21 protein-coding genes are annotated in these 21,065 nt (G+C 66.6%); 15 read left to right on the top strand and 6 right to left on the bottom strand.

Going from position 1 to position 21,065, the window contains the following annotated elements:
• The first annotated feature begins 7 nt into the window (after positions 1–7).
• Genes BKA16_RS02110 through BKA16_RS02095 form a run of 4 tightly spaced genes read left to right on the top strand, consistent with a single transcriptional unit; the run spans position 8 to position 2,532 of the window.
• A complete protein-coding gene (locus BKA16_RS02110; RefSeq protein WP_183369005.1) occupies positions 8–1,222 on the top strand; it encodes a thiolase C-terminal domain-containing protein in 1,215 nt (404 codons plus the stop codon).
• Positions 1,222–1,668 (top strand): Zn-ribbon domain-containing OB-fold protein, encoded by a 447-nt coding sequence (locus BKA16_RS02105; RefSeq protein ID WP_183369004.1) that lies wholly within the window; start codon positions 1,222–1,224, stop codon positions 1,666–1,668. Before BKA16_RS02110 ends, BKA16_RS02105 begins: the two co-directional genes overlap by 1 nt.
• The gene (locus BKA16_RS02100) at positions 1,661–1,882 is read left to right on the top strand and encodes a hypothetical protein (RefSeq protein WP_183369003.1); all 222 of its coding nucleotides are present in this window, start codon (positions 1,661–1,663) and stop codon (positions 1,880–1,882) included. The genes BKA16_RS02105 and BKA16_RS02100 overlap by 8 nt, the downstream gene beginning before the upstream one ends.
• The gene (locus BKA16_RS02095; RefSeq protein WP_246371576.1) at positions 1,879–2,532 is read left to right on the top strand and encodes a PaaI family thioesterase; all 654 of its coding nucleotides are present in this window, start codon (positions 1,879–1,881) and stop codon (positions 2,530–2,532) included. Before BKA16_RS02100 ends, BKA16_RS02095 begins: the two co-directional genes overlap by 4 nt.
• 87 nt (positions 2,533–2,619) lie before the next feature.
• On the opposite strand, the gene BKA16_RS02090 is transcribed toward BKA16_RS02095, so the two are convergent.
• Positions 2,620–3,528, bottom strand: coding sequence for an acyl-CoA thioesterase (locus BKA16_RS02090; protein ID WP_183369002.1), 909 nt, complete (start codon positions 3,526–3,528; stop codon positions 2,620–2,622).
• A gap of 68 nt (positions 3,529–3,596) precedes the next feature.
• On the opposite strand from BKA16_RS02090, the gene BKA16_RS02085 reads away from it, so the two are divergent.
• A complete protein-coding gene (locus BKA16_RS02085) occupies positions 3,597–4,409 on the top strand; it encodes an acyl-CoA thioesterase (RefSeq protein ID WP_183369001.1) in 813 nt (270 codons plus the stop codon).
• 166 nt (positions 4,410–4,575) lie between these two features.
• Here BKA16_RS02085 and BKA16_RS02080 read toward each other — a convergent pair whose 3' ends face one another.
• Together BKA16_RS02080 and BKA16_RS02075 are read right to left on the bottom strand one after the other, a co-directional pair.
• The gene (locus BKA16_RS02080; RefSeq protein ID WP_183369000.1) at positions 4,576–5,337 is read right to left on the bottom strand and encodes an SDR family NAD(P)-dependent oxidoreductase; all 762 of its coding nucleotides are present in this window, start codon (positions 5,335–5,337) and stop codon (positions 4,576–4,578) included.
• A 36-nt stretch (positions 5,338–5,373) separates the two neighbouring features.
• Positions 5,374–6,522 (bottom strand): acyl-CoA dehydrogenase family protein, encoded by a 1,149-nt coding sequence (locus BKA16_RS02075; RefSeq protein ID WP_183368999.1) that lies wholly within the window; start codon positions 6,520–6,522, stop codon positions 5,374–5,376.
• Positions 6,523–6,656: 134 nt separating this feature from the next.
• Here BKA16_RS02075 and BKA16_RS02070 point away from each other — a divergent pair, with 134 nt between their 5' ends.
• The 5 genes from BKA16_RS02070 (at position 6,657) to BKA16_RS02050 (ending at position 12,395) form a co-directional block, all read left to right on the top strand.
• Positions 6,657–7,421, top strand: coding sequence for a crotonase/enoyl-CoA hydratase family protein (locus BKA16_RS02070; RefSeq protein ID WP_183368998.1), 765 nt, complete (start codon positions 6,657–6,659; stop codon positions 7,419–7,421).
• A 1-nt stretch (position 7,422) separates the two neighbouring features.
• Positions 7,423–8,928, top strand: coding sequence for a class I adenylate-forming enzyme family protein (locus BKA16_RS02065; RefSeq protein ID WP_183368997.1), 1,506 nt, complete (start codon positions 7,423–7,425; stop codon positions 8,926–8,928).
• Entirely contained in the window at positions 8,925–10,481 is a 1,557-nt protein-coding gene (locus tag BKA16_RS02060) for a class I adenylate-forming enzyme family protein (RefSeq protein ID WP_246371574.1), read from the top strand. Before BKA16_RS02065 ends, BKA16_RS02060 begins: the two co-directional genes overlap by 4 nt.
• A gap of 77 nt (positions 10,482–10,558) precedes the next feature.
• Positions 10,559–10,864 carry a hypothetical protein gene (locus BKA16_RS02055; protein WP_183368996.1) on the top strand — a complete coding sequence of 102 codons (306 nt, stop codon included), beginning with the start codon at positions 10,559–10,561 and terminating at the stop codon, positions 10,862–10,864.
• A gap of 13 nt (positions 10,865–10,877) precedes the next feature.
• A complete protein-coding gene (locus BKA16_RS02050; RefSeq protein WP_183368995.1) occupies positions 10,878–12,395 on the top strand; it encodes an AMP-binding protein in 1,518 nt (505 codons plus the stop codon).
• An 80-nt stretch (positions 12,396–12,475) separates the two neighbouring features.
• Here BKA16_RS02050 and BKA16_RS02045 read toward each other — a convergent pair whose 3' ends face one another.
• Positions 12,476–13,321 carry a mycofactocin-coupled SDR family oxidoreductase gene (locus BKA16_RS02045; protein WP_183368994.1) on the bottom strand — a complete coding sequence of 282 codons (846 nt, stop codon included), beginning with the start codon at positions 13,319–13,321 and terminating at the stop codon, positions 12,476–12,478.
• A 3-nt stretch (positions 13,322–13,324) separates the two neighbouring features.
• Positions 13,325–14,770, bottom strand: coding sequence for an aldehyde dehydrogenase family protein (locus BKA16_RS02040; protein WP_183368993.1), 1,446 nt, complete (start codon positions 14,768–14,770; stop codon positions 13,325–13,327).
• A gap of 45 nt (positions 14,771–14,815) precedes the next feature.
• Here BKA16_RS02040 and BKA16_RS02035 point away from each other — a divergent pair, with 45 nt between their 5' ends.
• The 3 genes from BKA16_RS02035 to BKA16_RS02025 all read left to right on the top strand — a co-directional run bounded on the left by BKA16_RS02035 (position 14,816) and on the right by BKA16_RS02025 (position 17,944).
• Positions 14,816–15,541 (top strand): TetR/AcrR family transcriptional regulator, encoded by a 726-nt coding sequence (locus BKA16_RS02035; RefSeq protein ID WP_221246718.1) that lies wholly within the window; start codon positions 14,816–14,818, stop codon positions 15,539–15,541.
• Positions 15,542–15,638: 97 nt separating this feature from the next.
• The gene (locus tag BKA16_RS02030) at positions 15,639–16,751 is read left to right on the top strand and encodes an acyl-CoA dehydrogenase family protein (RefSeq protein ID WP_183368992.1); all 1,113 of its coding nucleotides are present in this window, start codon (positions 15,639–15,641) and stop codon (positions 16,749–16,751) included.
• A 2-nt stretch (positions 16,752–16,753) separates the two neighbouring features.
• Complete coding sequence (locus BKA16_RS02025) at positions 16,754–17,944, top strand: acyl-CoA dehydrogenase family protein (RefSeq protein WP_183368991.1); 1,191 nt, start codon at positions 16,754–16,756, stop codon at positions 17,942–17,944.
• Positions 17,945–18,022: 78 nt separating this feature from the next.
• Here BKA16_RS02025 and BKA16_RS02020 read toward each other — a convergent pair whose 3' ends face one another.
• Positions 18,023–18,994: an acyl-CoA dehydrogenase family protein gene (locus BKA16_RS02020; RefSeq protein ID WP_183368990.1), complete on the bottom strand. Its 972-nt coding sequence runs from the start codon at positions 18,992–18,994 to the stop codon at positions 18,023–18,025.
• 100 nt (positions 18,995–19,094) lie between these two features.
• Between BKA16_RS02020 and BKA16_RS02015 the strand changes: the two genes are divergently transcribed.
• Entirely contained in the window at positions 19,095–20,288 is a 1,194-nt protein-coding gene (locus tag BKA16_RS02015; protein ID WP_183368989.1) for an acyl-CoA dehydrogenase family protein, read from the top strand.
• Entirely contained in the window at positions 20,285–21,058 is a 774-nt protein-coding gene (locus BKA16_RS02010) for an enoyl-CoA hydratase/isomerase family protein (RefSeq protein WP_183368988.1), read from the top strand. Before BKA16_RS02015 ends, BKA16_RS02010 begins: the two co-directional genes overlap by 4 nt.
• Positions 21,059–21,065 lie beyond the last annotated feature (7 nt).

Below are 21,065 nucleotides of genomic sequence, written 5' to 3'. Positions count from 1 at the left end.
TCCGGCCATGACACAGTCCACCGGGCTGCGCGACGTCGCCATCGTCGGCGTCGGCGCGACTCCCTACTACAAACGCGGAGAGAGTTGGCCGCAGACGACGACGCAGATGGCGTGCGAGGCGATTCTCGCCGCGTGCGAGGATGCGGGCGTCTCGGTCAAGGACATCGACGGCTTCGCCTACTACTCGGGTGCGGGCGCAGGCTACGGCGAGAAGATGGACACCGCGGATTTCATGGAGACTCTGGGCATCCCCGAGGTCACCTTCACCGCGTCGCTGACCTCGGGTGGCGGCGGCTCGGCCGGATCGATCGGACTCGCCCGCGCAGCGATCGTGGCAGGCGACGCGACGATGGTCGTCACGGTGATGGCGCTGCAACAGTCCAGACAACGCCTCGGCACCGTCTTCGCGGCGGTCGCGCCGGATCCGGTCAATTCGTTCCTGCAGCCGAGCGGACTCGCCGGTCCGGGACACCTGATGTCGGTCCTCGCACGCAGGCACATGTATCTGTACGGAACCCGCCGGGAGGCGTTCTGCGAGATCGCGATGGCCGAACGGCAGAACGCTCAGAATCGTCCGAAGGCGCGTTTTCGCGGTACGCCGTTGACCAAGGAGGACTACTTCGGGGCACGCATGATCGCCGAGCCGCTGTGCCTCTACGACTTCTGTCAGGAGACGGACGGTGCGGTGGCCGTCCTGACCACGTCGATCGATCGAGCGCGGGATCTGAAGCAGAAGCCGGTACCGCTCGTCGCCGCGGCGCACGGCGGTACCAAGGAGTGGGGGCGAGCATTCGCCTGGATGGGTATGCCCGACGAGTACTTCGCGTCGGCGGGCAATAAGCCGATCGCCGATCGGCTGTACCGCCAGTCGGGGTTGACGCCCGGTGACATCGATGTCGCGCTTCTCTATGACCACTTCTCTCCGATGGTTCTCATGCAACTCGAAGACTATGGTTTCTGTGAGCGCGGCGAAGGAGGCGCCTTCGTCGAGTCGGGTGCGATCCGCTATTCGCCGACGCCGAACAAGGGCACGATCCCAGTCAATACCCACGGCGGGCAGCTGTCGGAGGCATACATCATCGGGATGACGCACATCGTCGAAGGCGTGGAGCAGATGCGTGGTACGGCGATCAATCAGGTCGCGGGTGCCGAGCATGCACTCGTCACGGGCGGGCCGGCGTCACTGCCCGTCTCCGGCATCATTCTAGGAAGGGACAGCTGATGGCGACAGCGACAGCGCTGCCCGGCGAGACCGTGCGGATCACGACGAGCCCGACGACGGAACCGTTCTGGGAGGCCGCGAAGGAACGTCGCCTGGTGGCTCCGAAATGCGCCGACTGCGCCACGTTCCGGTTGCCGCCCACCCCGTACTGTCCCGAATGCCAGTCGGCCCGGGTCGACTGGACTGAGTTGGCAGGCGAGGCCGAGGTCTACAGCTTCGCGGTGGTTCACGGGTTTCCGGGACTCCCCGATGTGACACTGGTCCCGGTGGTCGTCGATCTGCCGGATGCCCCGGGTGCCCGGCTGGTCAGCAATGTGATCGATGTCGACTCCTCGGCCGTCTCGATCGGCATGAAGCTGACGGTCGACTTCCACCCCATCACCGACGGCTGGCTCCTCCCCGTGTTCCGGCCGGCATCGACAGAAGAAGGATCGAATGATGAGTGATCACGATGAGGACAACTCTCTGCACGAGAAGCCCCTCGAGTTCATGCAGTCCATCGCCAACACCGGCGGCAGTTGCGACGGTCAGGCCATCATCCCGACCGAGTCCGGCACCTACGACTGCTGGTGCTCGTGCGGTGAATGGCGCGTGGAGGCCGCGTCGACCGCCGAGGGACTGCACGGCGCGCGCGTGCACACCGGAAGTGTGCCCGCTTGACGTCCGCAGGCGAGCAGCCCGACCGCACGGTCCTCCTCACCGACACCGGTGAGCGGCCGTGGCGATCGGCCAACCTGTACGGCGGCGATGAGTACAGTGCCGCGTACGACGAGTTGACCAACGCCCTCGGCGACTTCTTGGATCGGCTCGCTGAAGCGAGGCCGGAGACCGAACTCATCGCGTCGATGACCGAGTCGTTGTCCGAGCTGGCTCGTGGTCTCGATCCGCTCGCGGTCGCCGAGCGTGATCGCGTCTTCGGTCGTCGGACCGATCTGGTGAGTCGTGGTCAGACGATGTCCCCGACGGTCGACCTCGCCGAGGTCGACGACCGTTCGGCCTCCGGAACGGTGTACTTCGGACCGTACTTCCTGGGTGGCAACGGTGCGGTGCACGGCGGGGCGATTCCGCTGGTCTTCGACGAGATCCTCGGACGACTGGCCAACGCGAGCGGGCGTCCACCGCAGCGCACGGCATACCTCAACACGGATTTCCGGTCGATCACCCCGGTCAACCGGACGCTGACCATCCGGGCTTGGCTGGTCAGCGAGGACGGACGCAAGCGAGTGTTGCGGGCAACCATCCACGACCAGGACATCCTGTGCGCCGAAGCGGAGGGACTGTTCATCGCACTGCGGCCGGGTCAGCCCTGACGCGTCTCGTGCGACGTGACATCTGCGTGTCGTGACTCTCTGAGGGCCGCGACACGCAGGATGTTCCGTCTGCGGGACACTCGGAGATCACGTCGTGGTCTCGCGTACCCGCACTACGCCTTCCTGGGTCGTGCTGGCCATGAGAACTCCGTCGCGGCTGAACAGGTGACCGCGAGTGAGTGCGCGGCCCCCGCCGGTCCAGACACCTTCTTGCTCGTACAGGTGCCACATGTCGGATCGGAACGGTGCGTGAAACCACACCGAGTGGTCCAGGCTCGCCAGCTGCAGGCCCGGCCGGTCGGTCGTCAGTGCGTGGGGCGGCAGCACGGATGACAGGAGGAACAGGTCGGACGCGTACGCGAATCCGGCGGCCTGGGACAGGGGATCGTCGGACAGTCGTTCGGCCGTCCGCACCCAGGCCTGCTGGAACGGTGGACGGGTCTCACCGCGGAGATTCGCGATGCGCGGATGCTCGTCCGGGAACTGGAAGTCGACGGCCACATTCTCACGGAGGCGGGCGAGCCAGTCTGCGCCCGCCGAGTTCGAACCGTCGGCGCCGTTGTCGAACTCGGTGGTCGCCGACGGCGGCGGTGCGTCGAATGTGGGCGTCTGATGGGAGAGTCCTGTCTCGGTCGCCTGGAACGAGACCGTCGCCAGAAGGATCACGTCGTCTCCTTGGATGGCGCGAACGGATCGAGTGGTGAAGCTGCGGCCGTCCCGAACCCGATCGACGTGGTATTCGATCGGTGTCTCCGGTCGACCGGGGTGTACGAAGGTGCATCGGATCGAGTGAACCGTCCGGTCGGGAGCGACAGTCCGACCCGCCGCTATCACCGCCTGCCCGACCGCTTGTCCACCGAAGATCCGCGGCACCGCACCGACGTACGAATGGCCCTCATACAGGTCGGTGCGTACGTCGTCGAGATCGAGTATCCGACCGAGTGGAGGGCGCGGGGTCGGCGGTGCGCTCACGGTGAGTTCAGTGGCATCAAACATAGTTATATAATAGAACTATTAAAGAAGATCTGGCGGAGCGAGTGGTCGATACGACGGATGGAGGTCCCATGGCAACGTCCGATGCGGCGAGTGGGCCGGCCGAACGGTGCGCGTCACCGTCTTTCGAGGATGTATCGGCGATCGATCGGATCGGTCGCGCGTCGTTCCGGTCGACGTACGTCGCGCCGACCGGCGGAGCGCTCTACGGCGGCCAAGTGATGGCACAGGCGTTGGTCGCGTGCGGGGCCACCGTCGCGGCCGACCGCGTTCCGCATTCGCTGCACGGTTACTTTCTGCGGCGCGGGAGCAGCGCCGAGCCGGTCGACATCTGGGTCGACACCGACAGCGACGGGCGGTCGTACTCCGCGCGCCGCGCGACGGTCCGGCAACGCGGGGAGACCATATCCACGATGTCGGTGTCTTTCCGTACCGACGTGCGCGGTGAGGAGTTCGGACCCGATCCGGTGGTATCAGTGGTGCCTCTCGAAGCGTGTCGAACGCTAACCACCGAACCGACGATCGCGATGGACGTCCGGGTGTACGAGTGGTCTGCGCGCGATAATTCGTTTCCGACCAGGTTCTGGGCGCGGCCCGCGGTGCCGTTGGTGCGGGACGATCCGTTGATGCACGCGGCGGCGATCGCCTATCTCTCCGACTACTCCACCGGACTAGTGCGCCGCATCGGCCACGAAGACCTCGGCCCCAGTCTCGACCACGCGATCTGGTTCCACGAGGTTCCGCAGTGGAACGACTGGATCTTCGTCGACCTGAGTCCCGGCCTGGTGAGGAGGCGGCGCGGATGGTATTCAGGGTCGATCGTCGCTGACGGCTCGATCGTGGCGAACCTGGCGCAGGAGATGGCCTACCACGAGCGGCGCTGAGGACGGGTCCGTCTGGATAAGCGACGAGCCGTGTCGAAACGGCTGCGGATGACGTGAGCGTGCTGTGAGGTATGACAGTCCGTTTCGGTACGTCTTCAATCTGACAAGAGGTCGTCGCTGCCGCGAATGCGGCGGCGACGACCTCTTGTCATTCCTGGGAGGGATTCTAACGCGGCGCGAAGCGCATACCGGCGTCCAGGCGCAGGCACTGCCCGTTGAGCATAGGATTCTCGACGATCGCCGCCGCGAGCTTGGCGTACTCGCTCGGGCGGCCCATGCGCTTGGGGAACGCGTTGCCCGCGACCAGCGGCCCGACGGCGTCCTCGGGCAGTCCGGCGACGGCGCCGGTCTCGAAGAGGCTGGGCGCGATGGCGAGCGCGCGGATGCCGTACGGGCCGAGGTCGCGGGCCATCGTGAGTGCCATGCCCGCGATACCGGCCTTCGCCGCGCTGTACGCGACCTGTCCGATCTGCCCCTCGAACGCCGCGATCGACGACGTGTTGATGATGACACCCCGCTCGCCGTCCTCATCGGGCTCCGACTCGGCCATGTGCGCGGCCTGAAGACGGTTCAGGTTGAACGTTGAGATCAGATTCAGATCGATGACGCTGCTGAAATCCTCCAGCGTGTGCGGACCCTTCTTGCCGAGAGTCTTGCCGACGATCCCGCCGCCCGCGGTGTTGACCGCGATGTTCAATCCGCCGAGCTGCTCGACCGCCTTCGCCAGTTGGACCTCGATCGCGCTGTGATCCGTGATGTCGCCGTCGATGAACACGCCGCCGATCGCCGAGGCGATCGCCTCACCCGCGCCGCCTGGCCGATCGACGATGGCGACCTTCGCGCCGCGCTCGGCCAGGAGTTCAGCACTGGCCCGGCCCATGCCGGAGGCGCCGCCGACGACGACCGCACGCTTGTCCGTGATGTCCATACTCTTGGTTCTCTCTTTCGTTTCGAGGAAGGGCGGTCAGAATCCGAGGTCGCGCCCGATGATGTCCTTCATGATCTCGGTGGTGCCGCCCAGGATGGTGCTGATTCGCACGTCCTGGTAGGCCTTGGCCACCGGGTATTCGAGCATGTAGCCGTAGCCGCCGTGCAGCTGCAGGCACTGGTCGACGACCTTCTTGTGCAACTCGGTGCACCACCACTTGGCTTTCGCGGCGTCCACGGCCGTCAGGGTGTCCTCCACGACCCGCTGGATGCAGTTGTCGATGTAGACTTGCGCGATGTCGAGTTCGGTGGCCATCTCGGCGATGGCGAACCGGTTGGCCTGGAACGACCCGATCTCCTGGCCGAAGGCGTGGCGGTCATGTGCGTACCGCACGGTCTGATCGAACACGGCGCGGGCACCGGCGATCGCGCTGATGGCGATCGACAGTCGTTCGGACGGCAGATTCTCCATCAGGTGGTAGAAGCCGCGGCCTTCGGTGCCGAGCAGGTTCGACGCCGGGACGCGGCAGTCGGCGAAGAACAGCTCGGCCGTGTCCTGTGCTCGATGGCCCATCTTGTCGAGTTTGCGACCGCGCTCGAATCCGGGAGTGCCGTCCTCGACCGCGATGAGGCTGAATCCCTTGTGGCCCGCGTCGGGATCGGTGCGGCACACGACGATCACGACGTCGGACAGGATCCCGTTGGAGATGAATGTCTTCTGGCCGTTGATCACCCACCTGTCGCCGTCCCGGACGGCCGAGGTTCGGATGCCTGCCAGGTCCGATCCGGCGGTCGGCTCGCTCATGCCGATGGCGAAGGTCTTCTCCCCGGCGGCGAGGCCGGTGAGCCAGCGCCTGCGCTGGTCTTCGGTCGTCAGACGCAGCAGATATGGCGCGATGATGTCGTTGTGCAAGGTGAGTGCGGGCCCGCTCAGTCCGGATGCGGCCAGTTCCTCGGCGACGATCGCGTTGTATCGGAAGTCATCGACGCCCAGCCCGCCGTACTCGTCGGGAACCGAGAATCCCATGACACCGGCCTGCGCGGCTGCCACGTAGACGCTCTTGTCGACCTGGCCGGCGGCCTCCCACCGCTCATGATGCGGGGCGACCTCTCGGGCGAGGAAGTCGCGGACGACCCCTCGGAACTCTTCATGTTCGGGGGTGTACACCGAACGGGGTGCGGGCATGGTTTTCCTCTCGTTCCTGTCTTTAGACAGCTTAATGATTAAACTGATTATGTGCTAGCGTCTACGGCAATCAGTTTCTGATGCCGTCGATCGGTGCGGCGTCGGTCGCATTCGCGAGATCACAAGGAGACGGCATGTCGAACGAAGTACTAGTCGAGCGTCGGGGCGGCGTTCAAGTCATCACGATCAACCGGCCCGAGGCCAAGAACGCGATCAACGGTGCTGTCGCACAGGGCGTAGCCGCCGCCGTCGACGAGCTGGAAGCAAGTGACGACCTCCGCGTCGGTGTGCTGACCGGTGCGGGCGGGACGTTCTGCGCCGGTATGGACCTCAAGGCGTTCCTGCGAGGTGAGACGCCGACCGTTGACGGCCGTGGGCTGGCAGGTATCACCCAGACACCTCCTCGTAAGCCGCTGATCGGGGCTGTCGAGGGATGGGCCGTCGCCGGGGGTTTCGAGCTTCTACTCGCCTGCGACATGGTGGTGGCCGCGCGCAACGCGAAGTTCGGAGTCCCCGAGGTGAAGCGGGCGCTGGTGGCCGGTGCGGGGGCGGCGATGCTGCTGCCGCAACGACTCCCGCAGGCGATCGCGCTCGAGATGTTGTTGACCGGCGATCCGATCACCGCCGAACGCGCCGCCACTCTCGGCCTGGTGAACCGCCTGACCGACGAGGGCGGCGCGATCGACGGTGCTCTCGAGCTCGCGGCGACCATCGCCGCGAACGGACCGCTCGCGGTTGCGGTGACCAAGCAGATAGCACGGACCGCGGGAGACTGGACGTTCGCGGAGGGCTGGGACAAGCAGAACGCGCTCATCGCACCGGTGATGACGTCTGAGGACGCGCGCGAAGGGGCCAGCGCCTTCGCGGAGAAGCGCGAACCGGTCTGGAAGGGCCGCTGACATGGACAGCCGTTCGCGATTCCGACAGTTGTTGGACGAGGCTCCCACTGACGCCGAGGCGATCGAGTTCGAGGAGCAGTGGCGGACGTGGGGTGACCTGCAGTCGATCGACCGGACACTGGACGCGTGGCTGACGGCCAACGGGTTCCCGGACGGGGCACGAGTCGGCATAGTCCTCGAGAACCGACCCGAGCATGTCGGGGTCCTCGTCTCGTTGATCGCGCGCAACCGGTGCATCGTCACCCTGAGCGGGCTGCAGCCTCCGCGACGTCTCTCCCACGACATCCAGCGGGCCGAGCTTCCGGTGGTGGTGGGTACTCGTGTGGCGCTCGCCGGCGAAGGCGTGATGGAAGCAGTCGGCGATGCGGCGGTTCTCGAACTGTCCGTGGACGGGGTGCGGGAGGTGAAGGGTCTCGGCGAGGTCCGGCCGAGCGACTCGTCGCCCGGCGTCATCGTAGAGATGCTGACCTCCGGGACCACTGGGCCGCCGAAGCGGGTGCTGATCCGCGAACGGCAGTTCGACACGGCGATCACGTCCAGTGTGCCCGCACCGCCGACCGACACGCTCTTTCGGCGCGGCGTGACGATGGTGGTGACACCGTTGGTGCACATCGGGGGATTCTGGGGTGCACTCGGGCCGCTGTACGCCGGCCGTCGGGTCTGCCTCATGCGAAAGTTCGAACTCGAGCCCTGGGTTCGAGCTGTCGAACGGCACCGGCCACGCGCGACAGGCCTGGTGCCCGCACTGCTGCGCACGATTCTCACCGAGAAGGTGCCCGCCGAGAAACTCAGGTCGATCGAGGTGGTGACCACCGGCACCACCGCGTGCCCGCCCGAAATGATCGACCAATTCCTGGAGGTCTACGGGATTCGAGTGCTGCCGACCTACGGGGCCACCGAGTTCGCCGGAGCTGTCGCCTACTGGACCAAGACGATGCACGAGAAGTGGTGGACGTCGAAGGCGGGCAGCGCCGGTCGGGCGATTCCGGGAGTGACTCTCCGGGTGGCCGACGACGATGGCGTAGATCTCGGGCAGGGGCGATCGGGCAGGCTGGAGATCCGCACCGCGCAGTCGCCGGTCGGCCCGGACGAATGGCTGCGTACCAGCGACCTCGCGATGATCGACGCGGACGGATTCTTGTGGATCCAGGGTCGCGCGGACGACGCGATCGTACGTGGTGGCTTCAAGGTGCATCCGGACACCGTGCGTAAAGTTCTGGAGTCGCATCCGGCGGTCGGGGAGGCCGCCGTGGCTCCGCTTCCCGACGACCGACTGGGACAGGTCCCGGTGGCGGCTGTGGAGTTGACCGACGACGCCGTGGTCGACGACCCGTCGGAATTGGTCAAGGAGTTGCTGGTCCGTTGTCGAGAGCAGTTGCTGCCGTATGAGGTGCCCGTCCACGTATCGGTTCTGCCGGAACTTCCGCGGACGCCGTCGTCGAAGGTGAGCCGCGTCGAACTGCTGGAGTCGGTGGCCCGGGACATGAAACGGGCGATCGCGGTATGACTGCTGCGGCCGCGCGGATGCCGACCACCCTCGGCGACGCCGTCGAGGAGGCGGTCCGAGCCCATCCCGACGCATCTGTGACGATTGTCAGCGATGAACGCCCGGCGATCGTGTCATTGGGCGGCGTCGGGCGGGAGGCGCGTGTGGTCGCCGCTTGGCTGCAGTCGATCGGCGTCGGACGCGGTGACGTGGTCGCGCTGCAACTGCCGAACTGGTCCGAGGGAATAGTGCTGCAAGCCGCCGCGATCCTCGTCGGCGCCACGATCGTACCGATCGTGCCGAACTACGGTCCGCGTGAACTGTCGTTCATTCTGCGTGACTCCGGCGCGAAGGTCGTCGCCCTGACGTCGTCGTTCCTCGGCAGGCGACGCCCGGTCACCGCGGCCGAGATCGACGCGCTCGCCGAGGTCGAGACGGTCGTGGTGCTCGGCGACGACGTCCCCGATGAGGCCGTCTCCTGGGCCGACGCGCACGCCGACGAGGCTGCATTCGTTGCGCCCGACCGCGATCCGGACGACTGCGCGCTGCTCGTCTACACCTCGGGGACCACTGGATCACCGAAAGGGGTCCGGCATACGCACCGGTCGCTGTTGGCCGACACGTTCTCGCCCGTCGTCGCCGGCAACGCCGGGCCGGGCACCTGCCACCTCGCGGTGTTTCCGCCGGGCCATATGGCCGGTGTCAACGGGCTGCTCCGCATCCTCGTGCTCGCAACTCCGACGGTGCTGATGGATCGATGGGACGCCGAGCGCGCCGCCGGACTCGTCGACGAGCACGCGGTGACGGCCACCGGCGGGGCGCCGGTGCATTTGGCGGACTTCCTCGACGCCCGCGATCGCGGCTCGGTTTCTCTCCGGACGCTCCGCGACTACCTGGTGGGCGGAGCGACGGTGCCCGAAGCATTGATCGCTCGGGCGGACGCGGCGGGCATCGTGGCGTATCGCGCGTACGGATCGAGCGAGCATCCGACCGTCTCGGCGGGATCGACAGCCGACCCGATCGACAAGCGGGCCGGTACTGACGGTCGCGTGCAGCCGGGCAACCGGGTACGCATCGTCGACGACGCCGGGCTCGACCTGCCGGTCGGTGTGGACGGAGACATTCTGACCTCGGGCGACGAACTGTTCGCGGGGTATCGGGACGGTTCTCTCGACGACGCGGCGTTCGATGCCGGCTGGTTTCGCACCGGCGACGTCGGGCATCTGGATGCCGAGGGGTATCTGACGATCACCGATCGCAAGAAGGACATCATCGTCCGCGGCGGTGAGAACATCGCGTCGCGGGAGGTCGAGGACGTGTTGGGTGCGCACCCGAGAGTGGCGGACGTCGCGGTGATCGCGGCGCCCGACCCTCGGCTCGGCGAGACTGTCGCGGCCTTCGTCGTGCTGCGCGACGGCGACCTGACACCGACCGAGGCCGCCGACTTCTTCGTCGCGCACGGTGTGGCTCGCCAGAAGGCGCCGACGGTGATCAGGGTGGTGGCCGAACTGCCGCGGACGGCCCTGGGCAAGGTCGAGAAGTCGGCGTTGCGAGCTCGACTCCACCTTCCATAAACAATACATTAATCTAACTGATTAATGTAGTATGGACCACAACATTTTATCTGTAGCCGAAGGCGAGGAACGAAGACATGAAACTTCGGATGGGTCTGGCGCTGGCCAGCGCCGTGGACACCACGACCGTGATCGTGACGAAACTGTCGGGTGCCGACGTGACGATCACCTGCGGTGGCGTGCCGATGGTCGAGAAGGGTCAGGTCGCTCCGGAGGCGACCGCGGATCCCGAGCAGATGAAGGGCTCGCAGATCGGTAAGCGATATGTCGACGCGACCGGTGAGTTCGAAGTCCTGTGCACCAAGGCCGGCGATGGATCGCTCGCGGTGAACGGTGAACTCCTCGTCATCGCGGAGGCCAAGCCGCTGCCGACGTCGGACTGAGAAGGACGTACTCGTGAGACTCTCCATGCTTCTCGACATGGCGGCCGACGGATTCGGTGAGCGCATCGTCGTCGGCCGTCGGGCGACGGGGTTCGACGCGGCGAATCTGCGTGATCGGGCCGTGGCCGGTGCGGCCGTGGTCGATGCGGTTCAGGCCGACGCGATCGTCTATCTCGGCCCGAACGGACCGGCCTTCCCGGTCGCCATGTTCGCCGCATCGTATGCGGGCGTCCCGCTGGTTCCGCTCAACTATCGTCTCGGGGCCGAACAGCTCGAGGCGTTGATCGCCAAACATCCGAATGCGCTGGGCATCGGCGACGACCGGGGTGTGGCGTTGCTGACGGAGTCCGGCCTGTCCGCGCACACGATGGACGAGTGGCTGGAACTCACCGCCGAGGACGGCGCTGCCGAGCCCGAACCCGTCGACGACGACGGTCCGGCAGTGGTGATCTACACGAGTGGAACGACGTCCGAACCGAAGGGCGTGCTGTTGCGGCACAGCAATCTGGTGTCGTACGTCCTCGGCTCCGTCGAGTACATGAACGCCGCACCGGACGACGCCGCGCTGGTGAGTGTGCCGCCGTACCACATTGCGGCGGTCGCCAACGTGATCTCCAATCTGTACGCGGGTCGTCGGACGATCACCCTCGAGCAGTTCACTCCTGACCAGTGGCTGCAGACCGTGCGGGAGGAAGGCGTCACGAACGCGCTCGTCGTTCCGACGATGCTCGCGCGGATCATCGAGGCCGTGCACGGCGGAGTCGACGGAGCGGTGCCGTCGCTCACGTCCCTCGCTTACGGTGGTGCGCCGATGCCGGGTGCGGTCATCGAGAAGGCCCTGGCGGTGTGGCCGGAGGTCGGATTCGTCAACGCGTACGGATTGACCGAGACGAGTAGCACTGTCGCGGTTCTCGGCCCGGACGACCATCGGGCGGCGCTCGCGTCCGACGACCCGGCGGTGCGCGCGCGACTGGCATCGGTCGGGCAGGTCCTGCCCTCCGTCGACGTGCAGGTCCGCGACGACGACGGTCGGCCGGTACCCGCGGGCGTCGTAGGCCACATCTGCGTGCGCGGTGACCAGGTGTCCGCCGAGTACGCCGGGATCGGGCGCGCTGTGGACGCCGACGGATACTTCGACACGCGGGACCAGGGATACCTCGACGCAGACGGCTATCTGTTCGTCGGCGGGCGCATCGACGACACGATCATCCGCGGCGCGGAGAACATCGCGCCCGCGGAGATCGAGGAGGTCCTGATGCGCCATCCCGATGTCCTCGACGTCGCGGTGGTCGGTGTGCCGGACGAGGAGTGGGGGCAGCGCATCGAGGCCGCCGTGGTGTTGCGCACCGGTCACGCGGTCGACGCAGACGCGCTTCGCGCCTTCGTTCGCGATGGGCTGCGGTCGAGCAAGACTCCCGATCACTTCTGGTTCTGGAACGAGATTCCGCGCACGGTGACCGGCAAGCTCGTGCGCCGCAACGTGGTGCAGAAGATCGCGGAGCAGGCAGATCACAGCGTGCCGACGGCGTAGCCGGACACAGTAGAGCAAAGAGTCGGCCCACCGCTCGGTCAAGCGGCGGGCCGACTCTTTCTCTACTGTGACGTGATGACTCAGCGCACCGAGAATCCCGCGTCGAGGGCCCACTGCGTGCCGGTGATGAACTTCGCCTGGTCGGAGACGAGGAAGGCCACCGCGTTCGCGATGTCCTCGGCGTCGAGGATCGAGATGGGCAGCGCGTTCTGCATCGCCTGGATGTTGCTGCCCGCCTCGGCGGCCTTGGCCGCTATCGCGTCATTCACGGTCATACCCGACACGACACCGGTCGGATGGACGGTGTTGACTCGGATCATGTCCGGTGCGTACTGATTCGCCAGCGTCTGCATGTAGCCGACGAGACCGCGCTTGGCTGCGGTGTACGCCTGCGGACTGGCATCGGGCGATGCGGTGCCCTTCAGTCCGGCGGACGACGACGTCAGCACGATCGATCCGCCGCGGCCGCCGGAGACCAGAGCGTCGATGGAGGCGCGCACGGTGTTGAACGCACCGGTCAGAATGACGTCGAGCGTGTCCTGCCATTCCTGTTGCGGATCGATCTCGGCACCGTACCGGATCATGCCCGCGTTCGCGATGACGATGTCGATCCTGCCGAACTCGGCATAACCCGCGTCGAACACGGCCTTCAGCGTCGGGAAGTCGCGGACGTCCGCGACACCGGTGTGCATCCGTCGTCCGGCGGCCTCGACAAGGCGCTTGGTCTCAGACAGATCGTCGCTCGACGCGCAGGGGTAGTCGAATGAGGCGATGTCTTCGCAGATGTCGACGCCGATGATGTCGACGCCGAGTTCTGCCAGACGCACGGCGTGGGCGCGGCCCTGGCCTCGCCCCGCGCCGGTGATGAACGCGACCCGGTCGACGAGCGAGTCGAGCGGCAGCTTCTGTCCTTCGAGGTTCAGCATGGTCTACAGTCCCATCGCTACGCTCTTGACCTGCAAGAACTCTTCGATGCCCGCACGGGCGCCTTCCTTGCCGGTGCCGCTCAATCCGATGCCGCCGAACGGCCGTCGGGCCGCGAGATTGGCGGCACCGTTGATCAGGACCTCGCCGGTCTCCAACTCGGCTGCGACGCGGGTCGCGCGTTTCAGGTCGGCCGTCTGGATGTAGCCCGAGAGCCCGTACTCGGTCGAGTTGGCGATCTCGATAGCCTCCGCCTCGGTGCGGAACTTCGTGATCGCGAGCACTGGACCGAACACCTCGTTCTGCGCGAGCTCCGATCCGGGATCGACATCGGCGAACACGGTGGGCTCGATGAAGAAACCCGGGCGGTCGACGCGGTGGCCGCCGCAGACCAGGCGCGCGCCGTCGTTCTTCGCACGCTCGATCACACCCATGATCCGATCGGCGGCGGCCTCGTTGACGACGGGCCCGGAAACGGTGTCCACGTCGAACGGGTCGCCGGTGACGATGGTCCGGGCCACCGCGGCGACCCCCTCGACGATCTGGTCGTATATCGACTCCTGCACGAGCAATCGGGTCGGGAAGGCGCAGCCCTGGCCGGTCAGCAGGCCGACGGACATCATCGCGGCGTGGGGGCACACCGCCGCCGGATCGGCATCGTCGAAGACGATGTTCGCCGACTTTCCGCCGAGTTCGAGGACTGCGGGCTTCATCGACGGGGCGCAGGCCTGAAGGATCTTCGCGGCGGTCACCGGGCCGCCGGTGAACGAGACCTTCTTGACGAGGTCGTGGGTCACCAGCTGTGCGCCCGCTTCGGCCGTGCCCGGCAGGATGTTGATCACACCGGGAGGGAAGCCCGCCTCCTTGACCAGTTCGGCGAACAGTTCGGGTGCGAACGGGGTCATCTCGGACGGTTTGACCACGACTGTGTTGCCCGCCGCGACCGCGGCGGGAATCTTCATCGAGAGGGAGATCAGTGGACCGTTCCAGGTGATGATGATGCCGATCACGCCGTACGGCTGAGCCAGCGAATAGGCGAACTCTCCCTCACTGAGGGGATCGCCCTGCACTTCGCCGGTGAGCTTGTCCGCCCAGCCCGCGTAGTAGCGAGTCCACTCCGCTGCCGCGGCCACGCCGGCGGCCGCCGCCTGTGCCGGTGTGCCGTTGTCGAGAGCGGCCCGTCGTCCGAACTCGTCGGCATTGGCGTCGATGAGATCGGCGAGCCTGTGCAGCAGGGCTCGGCGCTCCTGCGGAGTGGTTCGACGCCACGAGTCGAACGCTTCGTGGGCGGCGATCGCCGCGCGGTCGACGTCGGCGGCGTCAGCCATCGGGATCTGCGCGTTCACGGTTCCGGTTGCGGGATCGACGTGGTCATAGGCGGCGGCCGATCCGGTGGCGAGAGTGGCGTCTCCGATATGGAGGTGGACGGGAGGTGGTGTTCGGTCGGTCATCAGAACTCCTCGTGATCGTGAACTCAGCGGCACTTGAATCGCTGAATGAGTTATCTCTATGTCGTGCATCACGAAACATATACGGAACGACTTTCGTCCGCAAGGAGTCGACCGCTGCTGCCGCGTCCGTCGACATCGGTCAGAATCGAGGCTGTGGGAAATGAGGCGAGTCGTGGACGACCGCGAGATCCGGACGTCAGTAGTCGCATCGTCGATGCCGCGCTGGTCGTATACGCCCGGCGCGGATGGTCGGCTTTCACGATGGACGGTGTGGCCCGCGAGGCGGGGGTGGGAAAGGCGGCGCTCTATCGGCGCTGGTCCGACAAGAAAGGACTTCTGCTGGACGCGCTGGAGCTGCGTTCCGAGCGGGTGTCCGCTCGCGCGGCGGTGTTGCTTGCCGGCGATGTGCGAGCCGATCTGGTGGCGCTGGCTGCGGCACTCATGCGTCATTTTCTGGATCCGGGGGGCTGGGCGACGATCCGGGCCTCTGTCGACATGGCGACGGATGAACCGCCAGTGGCGGAGTTCTATGACCGCGTGGTCGCGCGTCACCGCACGGATGCGACCGCGGTGTTTCAGCATTACGTCGACGCGGGCGACCTGTCGCGATCGGTGACCGTGCAGGCGATGGTCGAGCAGTTCTACGGCGCGGTGCTGATGCATGTCCTCGCGCTGCGTACCGCAGATCGCGAACACGCCCGTGCCGTCCCAGGGGACCATGTCGGGCCGATCGTCGAGGTGTTCCTCGGCGGTGCGCGTCGCGAACCGTAGGCCGCGGTCTCTGCCTTCCTGTAGAATCAGATAACTGATTAAACTGTACGAGTCGCGATGTTCGTTTCCGCATCGCGCGAGGCGACGGAGGACGACGATGATCACCGGATGGTCCGAGGAACACGACCAGCTGCGCGAGGTGGTGCGGCGATTCCTTCTGGAGAAGTCGAACCCCGAGCGGGTTCGCGAACTGGCCGACGGCGGTGCCGCGGGCGACCCCGCGGTGTGGCGCCAGATGGCCGAACAGCTGGGCTTGCAGGGTCTGGCCGTGCCAGAGCAGTACGGGGGAACCGGGATGGGGCCGGTCGAGCTGGGCGTCGTCATGGAAGAGCTCGGGCGAGCGCTCTACGTTGGGCCGTACTTCTCGACGGTCGCGTTGGCTGCGCAGGCCTTGACCGCCTGTGCGGACACGACCGCGCAGGCCGCGTTCCTCCCGCGGATCGCCGACGGTTCACTGACCGCGACGGTCGCGGTCAGCGACACCGACCTCGGCTTCGACACGACAGACGTCGCGACGACGGCTGAGCGAGGCGGCGGCGCGGAGTGGACGGTGTCGGGCACCAAGCGTTACGTCGTCGACGGCGGGACGGCGGGCCTGATCCTGGTCGCGGCGCGCATCGGTGACGAGGTGGGTCTGTTCGCCGTCGACGCCGACCAGTCCGGTGTGCGGGCCACGCCGGTCGAGACGCTCGACATCACGCGCGCGGTGGCGTCGGTCGAGTTCACCGACGCGGCGGCGACCCGGATCGACACCGGCGACGCCGATGCGATCGCCCGTGCCGGCGACCTCGCCACGGCCGCATTCGCGGCCGAGCAGATCGGCGGTGCGTCCGCAGCGCTGGACATGACCGTGGAGTACGCGAAGATCCGCGTGCAGTTCGAGCGTCCGATCGGGTCGTTTCAGGCGATCAAGCATCGGTGCGCGGACCTGTTGGTGCAGATCGAGTCCGGTCGCTCGGCCGCGTTCTACGCTGCGGCGCTGCTCGCCGACGGTGATCCGGAAGGTGCGATCGCCACCTCTGCCGCCGCTGCCTGGTGTGCCACCGCGTACGCGAAGTCGAGTCGCGAGAACGTTCAGTTCCACGGCGGCATCGGCTACACCTGGGAATGCGATGCGCATCTGTATCTTCGACGGGCCACCGTGTCGACCATCGTCCTGGGCGCGCCCACCGCGCACCGCGTCCGCATCGCCGACCTGATGGAGGTATGACCATGGCGCAGCAGACGACTTCGGTCGATCACGACGCCGAGACCGACGACGAGTTCCGGGCGCGGATCCGCCGCTGGTTCGCTGAGAACGCCCCCGGGCGCAGACCGCGTGATCCGAACGAGCGCAAGGCCTGGGTTCGAGCGTTCCACGCGTCGATGTACGACGCGCGGATGACGGGCCCCTCGTGGCCGGTCGAGTACGGCGGCATGGGACTGTCGTTCGCGCGGCAGGTGATCTACCAGGAGGAGGCGGCACGCGCCCGTGTTCCGTCCCCGTTGGGGACGGGGCTGGGCATCGTCGCCCCGACGATCATCAAGTACGGCACCCCCGAGCAGCGGGAGCGCTGGCTGGGACCGATGCTTCGGCAGGATCTCATCTGGTGCCAGGGCTATTCGGAGCCCGGCGCCGGTTCGGATCTTCCGGCGCTGCGCACGACGGCGCGCCGCGAGGGCGACATGTACATCGTCAACGGACAGAAGGTCTGGACGACACACGGTTCGGACGCCGACGTCTTCTTCACCCTGGTGCGCACGGGAACGCAGGAGTCGCGACAGAAGGGCATCACCTATCTGATCATCGACGCCGACTCCCCGGGCATCACCGTGCGCCCGCTGCGAGACATCACCGGCGCCGCGCACTTCGCGGAGGTCTTCTTCGACGATGTCGAGGTGCCGGTCGACAACCGGATCGGGGAGGAGAACGAGGGCTGGCCGCTGGTCCGGACCTCGCTGGGGCACGAGCGCGCGGCCGGAGCGATGAACCAGGCGACCAATTATCGCCGGATTCTCGATGAACTCATCGACCTCGTTCGCGAGCGCGGCCTCGGCTCCGATCTGATCATCCGCGATCGTATCGCGGACTTCGAGATCCGCGTGCGGTTGATGAAGTACAACGCGAGCCGCGTCATCAACGACATCATCGTGCGCGGCGAGCCCGGTGCCGCGTCGTCGGTGTCACGTCTGTTCATCACCATGTTCGAGCAGGAATTGCACGAGTTCGCCGTGGAGATGCTCGGGGCGGACGGGATCGTGACGCGCGGCAGCGATCTCGCGGTGCAGAAGGGCAGGTGGCTGATGGGATTCATTGCCACCCGTGCCTCCACGATCGGTGCGGGCACGTCGGAGATCCAGCGCAACACCATCGCCGAGCAGGTGCTCGGCCTGCCGCGAGATCCGGCGATGCCCGCCCGGTGATCGACCCGAGTACGCGAACGGGCGGCGACTTTCGGACCTGAGAGTCGCCGCCCGTTCCATTCGCGTCGTGCGGGATGGTCACACCAACAGCGTCGCCACCCGATCGTGATGGAAGTCCGCAGCGCCGCCGAGGACTTCGTCGGTCTTGGCGCGGCGCAGATAGAGGTGCAGGTCGTGTTCCCAGGTGAACCCGATTCCGCCGTGGATCTGCAGCGCTTCGCCGGTGATCTCCGGGACCTTCTCGGCGGCGAACGCCTTGGCTGCGCTCGCGGTCAACGACGCGTCGGTGAGGTCGACGTCGAGGGCCATGGCGGCGTAGTACGTGGTTGATCGCAGGCCCTCGATCGCGATGAGCATGTCCGCGATCTTGTGCTTGACCACTTGGAAAGAGCCGATCGGCCGATTGAACTGCTGACGCACGGTCGCGTAGTCGATGGTCATCCGCATCGTCGCTACGGCGACGCCGAGGGCGTCGGCGGCCACCATGACGGCAGCGGCGTCCCGCACCCGTTGCGCCGGGATCGCGAGCTCGTATCCGGAGTCGGCGAGATCGGCGGCCGCGTAGAACCGGCGCGTCTCGTCGAGCGTCGTGCGTCGCCGGAACTGTGTGGCGTTCGCCGGGATCAAGCGGACCGCATCCTCGACGACGAGCAGCCAGTCGGCGCTCGCCGCGGCCTGGATGAAACCCGGATCGATGACGGCCGAGGCGCGCTGATCGCCGGATGCGAGGCCGGCGATCACATCGTCGGGCGCGCCGCCCGAGGACGCCGCCCACGCTGCGATCGCGGTGTCCGTCCACGGGCCGGGGGCGAGGGCTCGGCCGATCTCCTCGGCGACGATCGTCGTCTCGACCAGGCCCATCGCGGCACCGCCGTGTTTCTCGGGCACGGGCAGACCGGTCCACCCCATGTCGGCGCCGAGCTGCCACAGGGAATCGTCGACGTCGATCGCGACCGCGTCGCGCACCTTCTCCGGCGAGCAGTGGGCGGCGAGCATGCTCCGCGACACCTCGCGCAGCATCTCTTGTTCATCACTGAGTTCGAAATCCATGCGGTTGCCCTTTGTTCTGGCTCGCGTCGTGTCGCGACGCTACTATCAAATACGGTAAGATCATATAACTATTTAAGACAGGGTGACAGGAGGGTCTCGAATGCGGGCCGACACGAATGCCGATCTCGACGAGTTCCGGGCGCGCGTGCGCGCATTCATCGCCGACCGTAACCCCGGTGTCAAGCACCATACGGGCGTCCGCGCGCCCGACGCCGATTTCGTTCCGGCGATCCGGAAATGGACGGCCGACCTCTTCGCCGCCGGATACCTGGGTGGGGAGTGGCCGGAGCAGTACGGCGGGTCGTCGGATTGGGACCTGCGAAAGGCGTTCGTCGTCGCCGAGGAACTGGCGACCGGTCAGACCTGGCTGCCGATCGGCGCGTACGCGCTCGCCGCCCCCGCAATCCTCGACTTCGGCACCGATGCGCAGAAGGACCACTACCTTCCCCGGATCCGCAGCGGTGAGGACATCTGGTGCCAGTTGTTCAGTGAGCCGGGTGCGGGCAGCGATCTCGCGTCGCTGCGAACACGCGCTCGACTCGACGGCGACCACTACATCGTAGACGGGCAGAAGGTGTGGACCACGAACGGTCAGCATGCCGACGTCGGCTATCTTCTCGCCCGGACCGATCAGGATGCGCCCAAGCACAAGGGGATCACTGCCTTCGCCATCGACATGACGCTGCCCGGCATCGATGTCCGACCGCTCCGGGAGATCACCGGTACCACTGACTTCAACGAGGTGTTCTTCGACGGCGTGAGGGTTCCGGCGTCCGCCGTCATCGGCGAGGTCGACAACGGGTGGACCGTTGCTAATTCCAGTCTCGCACACGAACGGACCGGCGTCGCGGCAATGGCGTCGGAACTGCAGCTCAACGTCGGGCGGCTCGTCGACCTGGCTCGTCCGCGGTTCGGTGAGTCGAGTGTCCGTCGGGAGGTCGGTCGGATCGCGACGCACGCGACGGTCGTCGACCTGATGAGCAGGCGAGCGCAGTCGCGGATGCTCGCCGGTCAGACCGAGATCACCGATGCGCCGACCGTCAAGATCTTCTTCAGTGACACCAACCTGGCGATGACCGAGGCCGGTATGCGATTGGAAGGCGCCGACGGTATCGCCACCGAGGGCGACACCGCAGCCGTCGACGACGGGTGGTGGCAGGACGCGTATCTGTACGCTCGCGCGTGGACGATCGCGGGCGGCACCAACGAAGTACTCAAGAACGTCATCGCCGAACGCGGACTCGGGTTGCCGCGTGATCCGGCATGGCATCGACCAAGGAGCTCGACCCCATGAACTTTGACACCATCGAATATGCGGTGGATGCGCATGTCGCCACCGTCACGCTCAACCGTCCGGACAAGCTCAACGCGTTCAACAACACGATGATCGACGAGTTCGTACAGGTATGGAAGCACGTCCGTGACGACGACGACGTCCACGTCGTGGTCCTGCGGGCCGCGGGAGACAAGGCGTTCTGCACCGGTGTCGACGTCGCCGAAGGACTCCACCTGCATCAGAACGTGTGGAGCCAGGACGATCCCGGTCAGGGGCTGTCGCCGCGGGCCAACAAGGTGTGGAAGCCGGTGATCGCCGCGGTGCACGGGATGGTGGCCGGGGGCGCCTTCTACTGGTTGAACGACTGCGACTTCATCGTCTCCGCCGACGATGCGACGTTCTTCGATCCGCATGTCTCCTACGGCATGACCTCGGCGCTCGAACCGATCGGTCTCGCTCGCCGAGTGCCGCTCGGCGAGGCGATGCGTTGGGCGCTGATCGGCCTCGACGAGCGGATGTCGGCGCTGCGCGCCCACACCATCGGCCTCGTGTCCGAGCTGGTCCCCGCCGCCGAACTGTGGGGGCGGGTCGACGCACTCGCTCGGACGATCGCGGCGAAACCGCCGACGGCGGTGCAGGGCACAGTGAAGGCGGTCTGGGAGACCCTTGACATGGACCGGAACGCCGCGTACGCAGTGGCCTGGAATTATCCGGCGGTCGGCAACCCGATCGGCACGGCCGAGGTCTCCCGTGACGGGTTCGTCAAACCGAAGTGGACCCTGCGATAGTCGGCGG

Source organism: Gordonia humi (genome assembly GCF_014197435.1).
Classification (GTDB): Bacteria; Actinomycetota; Actinomycetes; order Mycobacteriales; family Mycobacteriaceae; genus Gordonia; species Gordonia humi.
This window is presented reverse-complemented; position numbering and strand designations above follow the sequence as displayed.

Bases quoted from the DNA above. Each gene is read 5' to 3' on its own strand.
- BKA16_RS02110 (WP_183369005.1), top strand. From the start codon at position 8: ATGACACAGTCCACCGGGCTGCGCGACGTCGCCATCGTCGGCGTCGGC.
- BKA16_RS02105 (WP_183369004.1), top strand. From the start codon at position 1,222: ATGGCGACAGCGACAGCGCTGCCCGGCGAGACCGTGCGGATCACGACG.
- BKA16_RS02100 (WP_183369003.1), top strand. From the start codon at position 1,661: ATGAGTGATCACGATGAGGACAACTCTCTGCACGAGAAGCCCCTCGAG.
- BKA16_RS02090 (WP_183369002.1), bottom strand. From the start codon at position 3,528: ATGTTTGATGCCACTGAACTCACCGTGAGCGCACCGCCGACCCCGCGC.
- BKA16_RS02085 (WP_183369001.1), top strand. From the start codon at position 3,597: ATGGCAACGTCCGATGCGGCGAGTGGGCCGGCCGAACGGTGCGCGTCA.
- BKA16_RS02080 (WP_183369000.1), bottom strand. From the start codon at position 5,337: ATGGACATCACGGACAAGCGTGCGGTCGTCGTCGGCGGCGCCTCCGGC.
- BKA16_RS02075 (WP_183368999.1), bottom strand. From the start codon at position 6,522: ATGCCCGCACCCCGTTCGGTGTACACCCCCGAACATGAAGAGTTCCGA.
- BKA16_RS02070 (WP_183368998.1), top strand. From the start codon at position 6,657: ATGTCGAACGAAGTACTAGTCGAGCGTCGGGGCGGCGTTCAAGTCATC.
- BKA16_RS02065 (WP_183368997.1), top strand. From the start codon at position 7,423: ATGGACAGCCGTTCGCGATTCCGACAGTTGTTGGACGAGGCTCCCACT.
- BKA16_RS02060 (WP_246371574.1), top strand. From the start codon at position 8,925: ATGACTGCTGCGGCCGCGCGGATGCCGACCACCCTCGGCGACGCCGTC.
- BKA16_RS02055 (WP_183368996.1), top strand. From the start codon at position 10,559: ATGAAACTTCGGATGGGTCTGGCGCTGGCCAGCGCCGTGGACACCACG.
- BKA16_RS02045 (WP_183368994.1), bottom strand. From the start codon at position 13,321: ATGCTGAACCTCGAAGGACAGAAGCTGCCGCTCGACTCGCTCGTCGAC.
- BKA16_RS02040 (WP_183368993.1), bottom strand. From the start codon at position 14,770: ATGACCGACCGAACACCACCTCCCGTCCACCTCCATATCGGAGACGCC.
- BKA16_RS02035 (WP_221246718.1), top strand. From the start codon at position 14,816: ATGAGTTATCTCTATGTCGTGCATCACGAAACATATACGGAACGACTT.
- BKA16_RS02030 (WP_183368992.1), top strand. From the start codon at position 15,639: ATGATCACCGGATGGTCCGAGGAACACGACCAGCTGCGCGAGGTGGTG.
- BKA16_RS02025 (WP_183368991.1), top strand. From the start codon at position 16,754: ATGGCGCAGCAGACGACTTCGGTCGATCACGACGCCGAGACCGACGAC.
- BKA16_RS02020 (WP_183368990.1), bottom strand. From the start codon at position 18,994: ATGGATTTCGAACTCAGTGATGAACAAGAGATGCTGCGCGAGGTGTCG.
- BKA16_RS02015 (WP_183368989.1), top strand. From the start codon at position 19,095: ATGCGGGCCGACACGAATGCCGATCTCGACGAGTTCCGGGCGCGCGTG.
- BKA16_RS02010 (WP_183368988.1), top strand. From the start codon at position 20,285: ATGAACTTTGACACCATCGAATATGCGGTGGATGCGCATGTCGCCACC.